16 protein-coding genes are annotated in these 12724 nt (G+C 62.0%); 10 read left to right on the top strand and 6 right to left on the bottom strand.

The genetic code is table 11. The features are described from left to right. Positions 1–44 precede the first annotated feature (44 nt). The 5 genes from PSH94_RS17630 to yegS all read left to right on the top strand — a co-directional run bounded on the left by PSH94_RS17630 (position 45) and on the right by yegS (position 3706). Entirely contained in the window at positions 45–833 is a 789-nt protein-coding gene (locus PSH94_RS17630) for a ParA family protein (RefSeq protein ID WP_181075803.1), read from the top strand. Further along, on the top strand, positions 833–1642 hold the full coding sequence (locus tag PSH94_RS17625; RefSeq protein WP_253508738.1) for a CheW domain-containing protein: 810 nt from the start codon (positions 833–835) through the stop codon (positions 1640–1642). The genes PSH94_RS17630 and PSH94_RS17625 overlap by 1 nt, the downstream gene beginning before the upstream one ends. Positions 1643–1725: 83 nt before the next feature. Beyond that, positions 1726–2211 (top strand): chemotaxis protein CheW, encoded by a 486-nt coding sequence (locus PSH94_RS17620; RefSeq protein ID WP_370694733.1) that lies wholly within the window; start codon positions 1726–1728, stop codon positions 2209–2211. After that, positions 2212–2604, top strand: coding sequence for a DUF2802 domain-containing protein (locus tag PSH94_RS17615; RefSeq protein ID WP_305435494.1), 393 nt, complete (start codon positions 2212–2214; stop codon positions 2602–2604). It abuts the gene before it with no gap. A gap of 181 nt (positions 2605–2785) precedes the next feature. Then, positions 2786–3706, top strand: a complete 921-nt coding sequence (gene yegS / locus PSH94_RS17610) for a lipid kinase YegS (protein WP_305435493.1) — start codon at positions 2786–2788, stop codon at positions 3704–3706. On the opposite strand, the gene PSH94_RS17605 is transcribed toward yegS, so the two are convergent. From PSH94_RS17605 to PSH94_RS17595, 3 genes are all read right to left on the bottom strand, one after another. Further along, positions 3665–4324, bottom strand: a complete 660-nt coding sequence (locus PSH94_RS17605; RefSeq protein WP_181075795.1) for a response regulator transcription factor — start codon at positions 4322–4324, stop codon at positions 3665–3667. The genes yegS and PSH94_RS17605 overlap by 42 nt on opposite strands. Next, entirely contained in the window at positions 4321–5214 is an 894-nt protein-coding gene (locus tag PSH94_RS17600) for a sensor histidine kinase (RefSeq protein ID WP_181076168.1), read from the bottom strand. The genes PSH94_RS17605 and PSH94_RS17600 overlap by 4 nt, the downstream gene beginning before the upstream one ends. 326 nt (positions 5215–5540) lie before the next feature. Further along, the gene (locus tag PSH94_RS17595; protein ID WP_253508732.1) at positions 5541–5990 is read right to left on the bottom strand and encodes a hypothetical protein; all 450 of its coding nucleotides are present in this window, start codon (positions 5988–5990) and stop codon (positions 5541–5543) included. A 555-nt stretch (positions 5991–6545) separates the two neighbouring features. On the opposite strand from PSH94_RS17595, the gene PSH94_RS17590 reads away from it, so the two are divergent. Both PSH94_RS17590 and PSH94_RS17585 read left to right on the top strand, forming a co-directional pair. Continuing rightward, entirely contained in the window at positions 6546–7481 is a 936-nt protein-coding gene (locus tag PSH94_RS17590; protein WP_181075792.1) for a chemotaxis protein CheV, read from the top strand. A 39-nt stretch (positions 7482–7520) separates the two neighbouring features. Next, positions 7521–8327 (top strand): MOSC domain-containing protein, encoded by an 807-nt coding sequence (locus PSH94_RS17585; RefSeq protein WP_253508730.1) that lies wholly within the window; start codon positions 7521–7523, stop codon positions 8325–8327. 63 nt (positions 8328–8390) lie between these two features. Here PSH94_RS17585 and PSH94_RS17580 read toward each other — a convergent pair whose 3' ends face one another. Further along, positions 8391–8675 (bottom strand): pyrimidine/purine nucleoside phosphorylase, encoded by a 285-nt coding sequence (locus tag PSH94_RS17580; RefSeq protein ID WP_181075788.1) that lies wholly within the window; start codon positions 8673–8675, stop codon positions 8391–8393. 92 nt (positions 8676–8767) lie between these two features. After that, on the bottom strand, positions 8768–9310 hold the full coding sequence (locus PSH94_RS17575; protein ID WP_181075786.1) for an exonuclease domain-containing protein: 543 nt from the start codon (positions 9308–9310) through the stop codon (positions 8768–8770). A 258-nt stretch (positions 9311–9568) separates the two neighbouring features. Between PSH94_RS17575 and PSH94_RS17570 the strand changes: the two genes are divergently transcribed. Both PSH94_RS17570 and PSH94_RS17565 read left to right on the top strand, forming a co-directional pair. Beyond that, positions 9569–10192, top strand: coding sequence for a TetR/AcrR family transcriptional regulator (locus tag PSH94_RS17570; RefSeq protein WP_305435492.1), 624 nt, complete (start codon positions 9569–9571; stop codon positions 10190–10192). Between the two features lie 94 nt (positions 10193–10286). Beyond that, the gene (locus tag PSH94_RS17565; protein WP_181075782.1) at positions 10287–11075 is read left to right on the top strand and encodes an ABC transporter substrate-binding protein; all 789 of its coding nucleotides are present in this window, start codon (positions 10287–10289) and stop codon (positions 11073–11075) included. Positions 11076–11109: 34 nt separating this feature from the next. Here PSH94_RS17565 and PSH94_RS17560 read toward each other — a convergent pair whose 3' ends face one another. Then, a complete protein-coding gene (locus PSH94_RS17560) occupies positions 11110–11661 on the bottom strand; it encodes an RNA polymerase factor sigma-70 (protein ID WP_181075780.1) in 552 nt (183 codons plus the stop codon). A gap of 302 nt (positions 11662–11963) precedes the next feature. On the opposite strand from PSH94_RS17560, the gene PSH94_RS17555 reads away from it, so the two are divergent. Beyond that, positions 11964–12716, top strand: coding sequence for a thioesterase II family protein (locus PSH94_RS17555; RefSeq protein WP_305435491.1), 753 nt, complete (start codon positions 11964–11966; stop codon positions 12714–12716). Positions 12717–12724 lie beyond the last annotated feature (8 nt).

Genomic DNA, 12724 nt, shown 5'->3' with positions numbered 1-12724 from the left:
CAATGTCTCGGTCGCGCCTGTGCCTGCCGGGAGGAACCATCCGAATGAGAGTCTGGGCAGTTGCCAATCAAAAAGGTGGAGTCGGCAAGACCACCACCTCCATCGCTCTGGCCGGTTTGCTGGCCGAGGCGGGCAAGCGCGTGGTCGTGGTCGACCTGGACCCCCACGGCTCGATGACCAGCTATTTCGGCTATGACCCGGATGCGCTGGAACACAGCTGCTTTGACCTGTTCCTGCACAAGGGCAACGTGCCCGGCGACCTGCCTGGGCAGTTGCTGCTGCCCACCAGCGACGAGCGTATTTCGCTGTTGCCGTCCAGCACCGCACTGGCCACCCTCGAGCGCCAGTCGCCAGGTCAGAGCGGTCTGGGCCTGGTGATCGCCAAGACCCTGGCGCAACTGTGGCAGGACTTTGACTACGCCGTCATCGACAGCCCGCCGCTGTTGGGGGTGTTGATGGTCAACGCGTTGGCCGCCAGCCAGCAACTGGTGATCCCGGTGCAGACCGAGCACCTGGCGGTCAAGGGCCTGGAGCGCATGGTCAGCACCCTGGCGATGATCAACCGCTCGCGCAAGCAGCCGCTGCCGTTCAGCATCGTGCCGACCCTGTTCGACCGCCGCACCCAGGCGTCGCTCGGTACGTTGCGTGTATTGCGCGATGCGTACCCGGACACCATCTGGCAAGGCTACATTCCGGTGGACACGCGCCTGCGTGACGCCAGCCGCGCCGGGCTCACCCCTTCGCAGTTCGATGGCAAGAGCCGTGGCGTGCTGGCTTATCGCGCGTTGCTCAAGCACCTGTTGTCCCAGCAACTCGTGGCGCAGGTGGCATGATGAACCGTCCCGTCGACCTCAAGACCAAGACCCGGCCGCAGCTGGCGCTGGAATCCTACCTGGATGCCCTGCTGCAGGAAGCAACCGACGAAGATCTGCCGGAACCGGTGCTGGTACTGGAGCCGATAGTCGAAACCAGCAGTGCGCTGGATGAATTCCAATTGGCCGTGCTGGAAGAGCAGGCACGGGACGCCCGGATCGTGGTGCCTGTCGCCGCGCCGGCCGTCGTTGTGGTGCCGGAGCCTGTGGTGCCGGCGCCCGTGGTCGTCGAACCGGTGGTGCAAGTGCACCTGCCACCGAGCATCACTCCGCCTCCGGCAAGCGGCGATGGCCGCCCGGCATGGGCCGCCGAGCCGTTCGAATGCCTGTTGTTCGACGTCGCCGGTCTGACCCTGGCGGTGCCCCTGGTGTGCCTGGGTTCGATCTATTCGCTCGAAGGTCACGAGCTGACGCCGCTGTTCGGGCAGCCGGAATGGTTCCTCGGCATCCTGCCCAGCCAGGCCGGCAACCTTAAGGTGCTGGATACCGCGCGCTGGGTGATGCCCGACCGCTACCGCGACGATTTCCGCCAGGGCTTGCAGTACGTGATCTCCGTTCAGGGCTACGAGTGGGGGCTGGCGGTGCATCAGGTCAGCCGCTCGTTGCGCCTGGACCCCAACGAAATCAAATGGCGCAGCCACCGGGGCCAGCGGCCCTGGCTGGCCGGCACCGTGATCGAACACATGTGCGCGTTGCTTGACGTCGCCGAACTGGCCGAGTTGATCGCCAGCGGTGCCGTCAAGTCGATGCCCGGTAACAAACGCAGTTGATTGAACACGCCGGCCGCACGGGTGTGCGGTCGCCGAACGAAGCACACACGCCGTATCCAACGGCATTTGAAGGGGTCATGGGTATGAATATGTCAGCATCAGCACAAAAAGGCTCGGACGATCCGATTCTGCAATGGGTGACCTTCAAGCTGGACAACGAGACCTACGGCATTAACGTGATGCGCGTGCAGGAAGTGCTGCGCTACACCGAGATCGCCCCGGTCCCGGGTGCCCCGAGCTATGTGCTCGGCATCATCAACCTGCGCGGCAACGTCGTGACCGTGATCGACACGCGCCAGCGTTTCGGCCTGGACACCGCTGAAGTCACCGACAACACGCGCATCGTCATCATTGAAGCCGACAAGCAAGTGGTCGGTATCCTGGTCGACAGCGTCGCCGAAGTGGTCTACCTGCGCCAATCGGAAGTGGAAACCGCGCCGAACGTGGGCAACGAAGAGTCGGCCAAGTTTATCCAGGGCGTGTGCAACAAGAACAACGAACTGTTGATTCTGGTTGAGCTGGACAAAATGATGAGCGAAGAAGAGTGGTCGGAACTGGAGAGCATCTGATTGTTCCTTGAGGTCGCGGTGATCGTCCTGGCCCTGTTGTGGGCCGGGACCCTGGGTTTTCTGCTGCGCTACATGGCCCGGCAGCGCGAATTGGCACTGCAGCAGGCCGAGCGCGAGGCTGTGCGCGATCGGCGCATTCTGGAACTGGTCAAGCGTGTCGACCATTACCAGAAGAGTGCGGTGCGGGTCGGGGATGAGGTGCATGAACTGCGCGCGATCCTCGCTCCGATGCCGGACAAGCTCGAGCAGCTGGAGCAGCGCGATCCTGCCAACCTGTCGTTTGCCCAGGCGGCGAAGCTGGTGGGGATGGGCGCGACGGTGGACGACCTGACCCAGTCGTGCGGCTTGACCCAGGCTGAGGCGCAGTTGATGAGTAAGTTGCACAAGAGCTGATTGCGTCTGTGCCGAGCAGGGCAAGCCTGCTCACTACAGAATCAGATGTCAGGCGTTAAGGAGCGTCGCGCCTGCGATGGGTAGCGCCCGGCCGCCCAATTAATTTCCAATCCCACTGACTTTTTTCTTCTCCTCCAAGGTCCACATCCTTCAAGCACCTTTGAATCAGGAGATTCCCCGCATGAGCACCCCCAAGGCACTGTTGATCCTTCACGGCAAGCAAGCCCTCAACGAGGACGTGCGCAGCGCCGTGCTGGCCCGGCGTGAGCAGGGTTGGGAGCTGGCAGTGCGGGTGACGTGGGAGGGTGGCGACGCTCGGCGCCTGGTGGGCGAGGCGTTGGAGCAGGGCTATACGCACATCATTGCCGGCGGCGGCGACGGCACCTTGCGCGACGTGGCCGAGGCGATGGCCCAGGCCAGGGCCGATGCCAGCCTGGTACTGATGCCGCTGGGCACCGCCAATGATTTTGCCAAGGCCGCCGGGGTGCCGTTGGAACCGGCCCAGGCCCTGGCACTGCTGGACGTGGCGCCGCGGGCGATCGACCTGGGCCAGGTGGGCGGCCAGGTGTTTCTGAACATGGCCACCGGTGGGTTCGGCAGCCAGGTCACCGCCAATACCTCCGAAGACTTGAAGAAAGTCCTGGGCGGCGCGGCGTATCTGTTTACCGGCCTCACGCGTTTCAGCGAGTTGAAGGCTGCCTACGGCGAGCTGGAAGGCCCGGATTTCCAGTGGAAGGGCGAGATGCTGGCGCTGGGCATCGGCAACGGTCGCCAGGCCGGCGGTGGGCATGTGCTGTGCCCGCAGGCAATGGCCGATGATGGTTTGCTCGATGTGAGCATTCTGCCGGCGCCGCAGGAAGTGGTCGGCACTTTGCGCGAGCTGATGAGCAATGGCTGGGGGTTGGACAACATGTTCGTGCGCGCGCGCCTGCCGTGGGTGCAGATCAAACAGGCCGAAGGGCTCTACATCAATCTGGACGGCGAACCGCTCAAGGGCGACGACCTGCGTTTCGAAACACTGCCCAAGGCGCTGCGGGTGCACCTGCCGCCGGGCTCGCCCCTAGTCGTCCAGGCTGATGATCTTCTCGCGCACCGCGAATAACACCAGCCCCGCCACGTCGAATATCTGCAGGCGCTTCATGATCTGCGAGCGATGGGCTTCCACGGTCTTGATGCTCAGCCCCAGCCCGTGGGCGATCTCGCGGGTGGACTTGCCGCGTACGATCAGGCGCAGGATCTCCAACTGGCGCGGCGTGAGGTTGTGGCTGTGGCCGACCGGCACGGCGGGCCCCTGGCTGCGTACCAGCGCCTGGCTGATCACCGTGTGGGCGATCGCCGGGCTCAGGTAGCGCTCATTGTTGCGCAGGGCGCGCAGGGCGTGTTCCAGCTCGTTGGCGCTGGTGTCCTTGAGCAGGTAGCCATGGGCGCCGGCTTCCAGTGCGCACATGATCAGTTCCGGGTCGGTGTGCATCGACAGGATCAGCACCTTGCAGCGGGGATAGGCGCTTTTGAGCTGCTGCAGCGCGTCAAGGCCGCTGGTGTGCTTCATCGACAGGTCCAGCAGTACCATATCGGGTTGCAGCACGTGGAATTGCTCCAGCAACTGCGCGCCGTCGCTGGCTTCGCCGATTACCGTATAGCCGGGAATATCCTGGATCAACGCACGCACGCCGGCCCTGATCAGTGCATGGTCATCCACCAGGAGTAATGTGCAGGTCACTCGAGAACCTTAGGGGAACTGGCCCGTTCGAGGGCGCGCGGCGCCCAGGGGAAAAGTGCGTCGATACGTGTGCCATGACCAGGCTGACTGTTGACCGACAGCGTGCCGCCCAGTTGATCAATGCGTTCGGCCATGCCGGCCATGCCCCGCTGGCCTTCGCGGCCTGGGTTGCCGGCGGGCAGGAAGCCCTGGCCGTCGTCACTGATGCTCAGCGACAGCCCTTCGGGCAGGCGTTGCAGGCGCACCAGCAGGTTATGCGCGTGAGCATGACGCAGCATGTTGGTTACCGCTTCCTGGGTGATGCGAAACGCCGCCACGGCCATCTCTTCCGGGATGCCGGTAAGCCGCTGCTGGCATTCCAGGCTCCAGTGCACAGGGGTGTTTTCAAGGGTCTTGAGCAAATGCGCGCGCAGACTGGCTTCCAGCCCCAGGCTGGTCAGTTGCCGGGGATTGAGGATGGCCGACACGTCGCGCACCTTGGCCAGGGTCTCGTTCAGCGTATTGCATAGCACCGCGCATTGGCTTTGCAGGTCTTGCGGCAGGCGACGCTTGAGCCATTCACTTTGCAGCTTGGCGGCGGTCAGTAATTGGCCGATGTCGTCATGCAGTTCGCGGCTGAGGCGGTGACGTTCGTTTTCCTGCACCTGCAGCAGGCGATCGGCCAGTTCCTGCGGCTGCAGGCGAATGGACTTGCGCGAGCGCCACTGTTGCAGGCCGAGTACCAGCAGCGTGGCCAGGTTTAGCAGCAATACGCTCAGCGGCAACGGGGCGGCGTGGTTAAAGGCCCACAGGCTGATCAGCAGCGAGGCAAGGCACAGGCCAAAGATCAGGCGGCGAGCATGGCTGCGGGACGCGGACCTGGCGAGGAGTGACTTGAGGCTGGCGTACATAGCGGATGGAGCCAATGAGAAGTAGTTGCGAAAGTTCGGACACGTCTGACGAGGCTCAGTCTGAAGTGCATGGCCGAAGCGTTTATATACAGGAAGTTCAATGACTTCGAGCGGCGCATAGTACCACCCCTGTAACCGTTGGTCGCCTGGCACCAGGCGGCGTTGGTCGATTATCCCGGTTAATGGACAGAGACAGTCTCAACGCATTAACTCAGAATGTTTTACAAGTTATGCGAACTTGTATAGTTATTCTGTCGTTGATGGCTAAATGATATTTTGCGTATGTCGCTTTTAGATAATCCGTCGCCTTAGAAGACCGCTGCCCATCACCACATATGATGCAAACGTTGCTGCGGCTTGTGGCTGAATGTCTTCTGCGGAATCTGCAGCGTAACCGTGGCGATGAGGGTGGTTTGTTCGGTGTCATCCAGCGCCAATTCGCCGGTCCTGGTGTCGATCAACTCCAGCTGCCACGCCAGCAAGGTCAGGCAGGCATGCAATGCCTCCAGGGCCTGGTCATGCAGTTGCAATGGGTTCTGCGCGTTGGCGATCAGGGTCTGGATATGCCGCGAGAATTCACCGATCGCCTGCAGGGCCAGGGCGTCGGCCTTTTCGGCGAGCCTGCTGAGGCTGATTTTCATGCAGTCGATCGCGTCGCTGTCATTGCGAATCAGGTGCAGGTGGCTCAGGCATTCTTCCGATTTGTTCAGCAGCTTTTCTGCTTCGAGCAGAAATTCGGGCAGTGCGCGCTGCCATTCTTTACCGTCGTTCATCATGCAAGTCTCCACAACATACGGTCGGGTGATGAGATGTCGCTGCGGGTGAATGGCTTAAAACTAGCGCTGAAATTTGACTCGTACCTGTAGGTGGCTTCTGAGTTTTGAGTAGGAAACTTATTGAAATGGCGGTGACGGCGCGGCGCAGCCGCCATGCGCGGGCTTGATTGCACACCTTCTGTTGTCGCGACGTGGACGCCTGGAAGACCCAGGGGGCGAGGACTTGGGATGGCAAACAAAAGCCTGACTCCATTCATGCAATGAGAATGGCGTCACATTAATGGCTATTAGATATTGCGAATATCAGGTTGGGCCTGATTGCGTATAGGGGAATCCCTTACACGGTGGAACCTTACGTCGATTTGAGTGTCGCGCAATGGGCTCATTTGCCGTCATGAAGAGGCACGCCCAGTAAAGCATGATGTCAGTGTGACATCAATTAATTTACGTGGCATGTTAACGGGGTCAAGATCTGGCGCTCGCCGCCGATAAACCACTTAGTGAACTGCACAATCCCCAGGCGCAGCACTTACCAGCGCATTTCAGGAGCTCTTAATGGCCGGCATTCTCGACACGGTAGATCAACGCACGCAATTGGTGGGTGAGAATCGCCTGGAGATCCTCATGTTTCGCCTGGCCGGGCGGCAGCTGTTCGCCATTAACGTGTTCAAGGTGCAGGAAGTGCTGCAACTGCCCAAGCTCACGTTGATGCCCCAGCGCCACCCGTTTGTCTGCGGCGTGGTCAACCTGCGGGGCCAGACCCTGCCGGTGATCGACCTGTCCCAGGCGATTGGCATGCGCCCGCTGGTGCCGGGTCCGAACAGCACCATTATTGTGACCGAGTACAACCGCTCGGTGCAGGCGTTCCTGGTGGGCGGCGTGGACCGCATCGTCAACATGAACTGGGAAGCCATTCTGCCGCCGCCGACCAGCGCCGGTCGCCAGCATTACCTCACCGCCATCAGCAAGGTCGATGACCAGTTGGTGGAAATCATCGACGTGGAAAAAGTCCTCGCCGAGATCGTCCCGTACAACGCCAAGGTCTCGCGGGAGAAGCTCGAAGACCCGGTGCTCGAACGGGCTCGCGGCCGCGAAGTGCTGCTGGTGGACGACTCCAACGTGGCGCTGTCGCAGCTGCGTGACACCCTCGGCCAGTTGGGGATCAAGATGCACATCGCCAGCGACGGCCTCAAAGCGCTGAACATGCTCAAGTCCTGGGCCGACGCCGGGCACGTGATGACCGACAAGCTGCTGATGATCTTCACCGACGCGGAAATGCCGGAAATGGACGGCTACCGCCTTACCACGGAGATCCGCAACGACCCACGCCTGCGCAAGCTGTACGTGGTGCTGCACACGTCGCTGTCGGGCAGCTTCAACGAATCGATGGTCAAGAAGGTCGGGTGCGACAACTTCCTGTCCAAATTCCAACCCGACAAACTGGTGGATGTGGTGCGTCAGCGACTGATGCTGGACGAACAGCCGGCTTGACCTTAGGGTGACGGCTTCGTCTCCCAGGAATGCAGGCCCATGCTTCGTCTCAGCGCGTTGTACCGTTATCCCTTGAAATCCGGCAAGGCCCAGCCCTTGCCGCATGTCGGCCTGGATAAACTCGGGCTGGACGGGGATCGACGCTGGATGCTGGTGGACGAACCCAGCGGGCGCTTCCTGACGCAGCGCACCGAAAACAAAATGAGCCAACTGTCGGCGTTGTGGAACAGCGCCGGCGGCCTGACCCTGAGTTCCCCCGGCCACACCTCCCTCGACGTTGCGTTGCCCGGCGAAGACGCCAACTTGCGTGGCGTGACCATCTGGCGCGACACCGTGCGCCTGCCGGACGCCGGCGACGCCGCGGCGGCGTGGGTCAGCGAATTTATCGGCAAGCCGACCCGACTGGTGCACATGCCGCCGCAACGTGCGCGTACCACGCAGTCCGGCTATGGCCGGGACGATGATCAGGTGGCGCTGGCCGACGGTTATCCCTTGCTGCTGATTGGCCAGGCCTCCCTGGACGACCTGTCCGAGAAGGTCGGCCGCCCCATGGAGATGCTGCGCTTTCGGCCCAACCTGGTGATCGAAGGCGCCGACGCGTTTGCCGAAGACAGCTGGAAGCGCCTGCGCATCGGCGACGTGGAGTTCCGGGTGGTCAAGCCGTGCTCGCGGTGCATTCTCACCACCATCGACCCGCGCACCGGCGAGCGCAGCGCCGATCGCGAACCGTTCGCCACCTTGAATGGTTACCGCAAGACCGAAGCCGGCGCGATGTTTGGCCAGAACCTGGTCAACGATGGCGTGGGCCGCCTGGAAGTCGGCATGCCGGTGACAATCCTCGAATAATTCAGCGCCCATACAAAAATGCCCGTCTCCAGGAGACGGGCATTTTTTTGCCGGGCTGAATCCTCAGCCGCGGTATTCGCACAGGTAAGCGGTGTCGACCTCGACCTTCAGCTGGAATTTGCTGTTGGCCGGTACGTTGAACTGGCTGCCGGCGGCGAAGGTCTGCCAGTCGTCGGCGTCCGGCAGTTTGACGGTCAGGGCGCCCGAGACCACGTGCATGATTTCACGCTGGGCGGTGCCGAACTCATATTCACCCGGGGCCATCACGCCGATGGTCGCCGGGCCTTCAGCGGTGCCGAACGCGATCGACTTGACGGTGCCGTCGAAGTACTCGTTGACTTTGAACATGGGCGAATCCTCGGAAAAGTTGCCTTCCCTGCAGGAGCGAGGGCAGCGTTATGGAAAAGGTCGGCCAGTATGCCCAAGCGTGGCAAGGCTGCCTAGACCGGCAAAATCAGCGGCAACAGGCGGGCAGTGTTGCGTGCGTCTTCCAGTGCCCGGTGCTGCTGGCCATGGAACTGCATGCCGGCCAGTTGCAGCGCGCCGTTGAGCCCCAGCGGTTTGTCCAGGCGCCGGGCCTTGGCGAAGCGTTGCTTGAGGTTGATGTGGGGTGTGTGGGCCAGGGCGCTGTCCAGGCCGTGGCGTTGCCACTCCAGTTCCAGTTGCTGGCGGTCGTAGTCGCCCCAGCTGGCCCAGCCTTCCAACCGCGTCTGGTGCTGGCCCAGCCAGCGTTCGAACAGCGGCCACACCTCGCTCAGCGGCGTCGCCGCGTCGATATTGGCCTGGGTGATATGGGTGAGCTGGCGGCAGAACGGCGTCAGCAAAGGGCGGCGCTGCGGCCGTACAAAGCGCTGGAAATGATCCACTTCGCGGCCCTGGCGGTTAACCAGGCTCGCGCCGATCTCGATGACTTCCATCTCCGTCACGGGCCAGCCGCCTTCATCCGTCGTGGCTTCAAGGTCAATAATCAGCCAATGAGGCATGGTGCAGGTTCCCGTACTCTTCCCGTCCTGGGGGATAGAGCGTAGACGGCCCTTGTAGTTCCGCGCTGTTTTTTCGTGGGAGCCTGGTGTCTTTGCCTGCCTCCTCAGGTCACCGCCTCGGCAATCCACCACACCGGCTACCAGGCAAGCACTTGGTTTGTACATTGCACTTGCACGTTAAGCCCGAGCGCTTGCTTGGGTGGCCGGCACCGCCTAAATTGCCGGCCAAGACGTTCGCGAGCAGGAAAGGAGAGAAACATGGATGAGCAAAAAGCCCTGCGGGTGATGCGCACCCTGGTCGACGGCGGCCAATTGACCGACCCCGACAGCGCCCGGGGCAAGTTGCTGCAGACGGCGGCTCACCTGTTTCGCAATAAGGGCTTCGAGCGCACCACGGTGCGCGACCTGGCCGGCGCCGTGGGCATCCAGTCCGGCAGTATCTTTCATCACTTCAAGAGCAAGGACGAGATTCTGTGGGCGGTGATGCAAGAGACCATCCACTACAACACCGCATTGATGCGTGCGTCGCTGGAAGAGGCGGGTGACGTGCGCGAGCGTGTGCTGGCGCTGATCCGCTGTGAATTGCAGTCGATCATGGGCGGCAGCGGCGAAGCCATGGCGGTGCTGGTGTATGAATGGCGTTCGTTGTCGGCCGAGGGCCAGGCGCACGTGCTGGCGTTGCGAGACGTGTATGAACAGATCTGGCTGCAGGTGCTGGGTGAGGCCAGGGCCGCCGGCTACATTCGCGGCGACGTGTGCATCACCCGGCGTTTCCTGACGGGTGCACTGTCGTGGACCACTACGTGGTTCCGCGCCGAGGGAAGCCTGACCCTCGAGCAGTTGGCGCAGGAAGCGTTGTTGATGGTTTTAGAGGGGGTTTGAGGCGCAAGTGGTTAATTTGCCGATGGTTAAGTTGTCTCTGTGGGCAAAAACGCCTAGCTTAATGCCATCAGAGTGTTGAACGGTGTTTGCCTTGATGTTATCGCCATGGCGGTTGGCTGCAGGAGTTACTTTATGGGCACTGGGCACCGCGGGGTGGATGCCCGCTTCGGCTGCGCAACTGGTGCGGATCGGTGCGGCGCATTTCCCACCCTACACCGTGCGCCCCGAGCAGGGCGCCGACACGGGGTTGCTGCCCCAGCTGGTGGAAGCGTTGAACGGCGCCCAGGGCGATTATCAGTTTGTGCTGGTGCCCACTTCCATTCCCCGGCGTTTCCGTGATTTCGAGCAAGGCCGGGTCGATATGGCGATCTTTGAAAACCCCGATTGGGGTTGGCAGGGCATTCCCCACATCAGCGTCGACATGGGCCTGGAAGACGCGGAAATCTTCGTCGCCCAGCGTGAGGACGGGCGCGACCAGCGCTATTTCGCCGATCTGACCGGCAAGCGTCTGGCGGTGTTCAGCGGGTATCACTACGCTTTCGCCAACTTCAACGCCGACCCCAAGTTCCTGGCCGAACGCTTCAACGCCACGTTGACCTATTCCCATGACAGCAACCTGCAGATGGTCGCCCGCGACCGCGCCGACATTGCGCTGGTGACGCGTTCGTACCTGAGTGACTTCATGGTGCGCAATCCGAAAGTCGGCGAGCAGTTCCTGGTCTCCGAACGTATCGACCAGGTGTATCACCACTACGCGCTGCTGCGCCCCAATGCGCCGATCACCGGCGAGGCCTTCGCCGCTCTGCTCAAAGGCCTGCGCGACAACGGCCAGATGCTGAAAATTTTCGAACCTTACCGCATCGATGTGATGCCGGTGCCTTGAACGGCGGCGCGTTGCTCGGCGGGCACAACCTCCATCAAACCCGCCGCGCAAACGTATCGCTGTGGTTTCCCGACACCTTGCGGCAGTGCACCAGCGCATCGCGAATCATAAAGTTCACCAGGGTTGGCGAGACGCCCAGCTCCTTGGCGATGTCCTTTTGCGGTACCCCGTGCAAGCGGTACATCTCGAATGCATAGCGGGTGCGCTGGGGCAGTTGCGTCAGCGCGTCGGCGATGTTTTCCAGGGTGTTGAAATTAATGTGGGACGTCTCCGGCGAAGCACCGTGAATCACCACATTCAAGCCTTCCTCTTCGGTCCCGGAGTATTTGAGTTCCAGCGCCTGCTTGCGGTAGTGATCGATCGCCAGGTTGCGCACGATCTGGAACAGGTAACTGAGCTGGGCCTTGAACGATGACGTAATCGTCGGCGCCGACTGCAACCGGAAGTAGGCGTCCTGCACTACGTCTTCGGCCCGCGAGCGGCACCCGGTGATACGTGCCGCGATCTTCACCAGGATCGTTCGATTGTCGACGAATGCCTGGAGAAGGGGTGAGTCGCACCTGCCTGTGGTTACTGGTTCCGTCATGGAAATCACCTTGTCGCTGAGAGGTTAGGGGAGGGCTTCCTTGCTGAGGCCTCCTACACATCGGGCAACAAATTATGCTTAATGATAATGATTGTCAAATGAGAAGACGAACTAATCTTATGCCTTTCGGCGCGGCATAGGCACGCCTCGTGTGCGCCGCCGGCGACTAATTATTTGCCGATGCCGTCCGTTCTCTTGGGTGACAGGTCCGTTAGCGCAGCGGCCAAGGATCAGCACCCGCAGGAGGGCGAGATGGGTTTTTATCGTGCACACAGCGTGTCTCACATCGGAGTGCTCCAGCGATGAGCGCACCGAGCCGAATGCGTCTGTATTGCCTGCCCTATTCCGGCGCCAGCGCCATGGTGTATATGCGCTGGCGGCGCGCGCTGCCGGACTGGCTGCACATCTGTCCGCTGGAGTTACCCGGCCGTGGCATGCGCATGGATGAGCCTTTGCAGCGCGACATCAAGGCCCTCGCGGCGCAACTTGCGCAGGAGATCAGCCACGACCTGAGCGCCCCCTATGCGTTGTTCGGCCACAGCCTTGGTGGCCTGCTGGCCTTCGAACTGGCCCACGCGCTGCATGCCCGCAACCTTCCCGCGCCGCTGGCGCTGTTCGCCTCCGGCACCGCCGGGCCGGCGCAGCGCGACGTCAGCGAATACGCGATTGAAAAAACCGATGAGCAACTGATCGCCCGCCTGCGCCAATTGCAGGGCACCACCGAAGAAGCCCTGGCCAACCCCGAATTGATGCAGCTGATGCTGCCGATCCTGCGCGCCGATTTTCTGCTCTGCGGCAGTTTCAATTATGGCGAGCGCCCGCAGCTGGGCATGCCGATCCATGTGTTGGGCGGCAAGCAGGACAGCGTACGCGCCGACCAATTGCTCGACTGGCAGCGCGAGGCCGCGAGCGGCTTCTCCCTGGACTGGTTCGACGGTCACCACTTCTTCCTGATGCAGCAGGAAAGCGCAGTGCTGCGCTGCGTGCGGCGCTATGCCGAGGCGCACCTGGCGCGCTGGCGCAATGGCGCGGCGCGGCAACTGGCCGCCAGCTGAACGCCCTC

The organism is Pseudomonas sp. FP2254, assembly GCF_030687695.1.
In the GTDB taxonomy this organism is placed as follows: domain Bacteria; phylum Pseudomonadota; class Gammaproteobacteria; order Pseudomonadales; family Pseudomonadaceae; genus Aquipseudomonas; species Aquipseudomonas quebecensis.
The sequence above is the reverse complement of the archived record's forward strand: the minus strand, read 5'-3'. Positions and strand labels throughout refer to the sequence as shown.

Excerpts from the sequence above, each read along its gene's own strand:
- PSH94_RS17630 (WP_181075803.1), top strand. The coding sequence starts at position 45 with ATGAGAGTCTGGGCAGTTGCCAATCAAAAAGGTGGAGTCGGCAAGACC.
- PSH94_RS17625 (WP_253508738.1), top strand. The coding sequence starts at position 833 with ATGAACCGTCCCGTCGACCTCAAGACCAAGACCCGGCCGCAGCTGGCG.
- PSH94_RS17620 (WP_370694733.1), top strand. The coding sequence starts at position 1,726 with ATGAATATGTCAGCATCAGCACAAAAAGGCTCGGACGATCCGATTCTG.
- yegS (WP_305435493.1), top strand. The coding sequence starts at position 2,786 with ATGAGCACCCCCAAGGCACTGTTGATCCTTCACGGCAAGCAAGCCCTC.
- PSH94_RS17600 (WP_181076168.1), bottom strand. The coding sequence starts at position 5,214 with ATGTACGCCAGCCTCAAGTCACTCCTCGCCAGGTCCGCGTCCCGCAGC.
- PSH94_RS17595 (WP_253508732.1), bottom strand. The coding sequence starts at position 5,990 with ATGATGAACGACGGTAAAGAATGGCAGCGCGCACTGCCCGAATTTCTG.
- PSH94_RS17590 (WP_181075792.1), top strand. The coding sequence starts at position 6,546 with ATGGCCGGCATTCTCGACACGGTAGATCAACGCACGCAATTGGTGGGT.
- PSH94_RS17585 (WP_253508730.1), top strand. The coding sequence starts at position 7,521 with ATGCTTCGTCTCAGCGCGTTGTACCGTTATCCCTTGAAATCCGGCAAG.
- PSH94_RS17580 (WP_181075788.1), bottom strand. The coding sequence starts at position 8,675 with ATGTTCAAAGTCAACGAGTACTTCGACGGCACCGTCAAGTCGATCGCG.
- PSH94_RS17575 (WP_181075786.1), bottom strand. The coding sequence starts at position 9,310 with ATGCCTCATTGGCTGATTATTGACCTTGAAGCCACGACGGATGAAGGC.
- PSH94_RS17570 (WP_305435492.1), top strand. The coding sequence starts at position 9,569 with ATGGATGAGCAAAAAGCCCTGCGGGTGATGCGCACCCTGGTCGACGGC.
- PSH94_RS17565 (WP_181075782.1), top strand. The coding sequence starts at position 10,287 with ATGTTATCGCCATGGCGGTTGGCTGCAGGAGTTACTTTATGGGCACTG.
- PSH94_RS17560 (WP_181075780.1), bottom strand. The coding sequence starts at position 11,661 with ATGACGGAACCAGTAACCACAGGCAGGTGCGACTCACCCCTTCTCCAG.
- PSH94_RS17555 (WP_305435491.1), top strand. The coding sequence starts at position 11,964 with ATGAGCGCACCGAGCCGAATGCGTCTGTATTGCCTGCCCTATTCCGGC.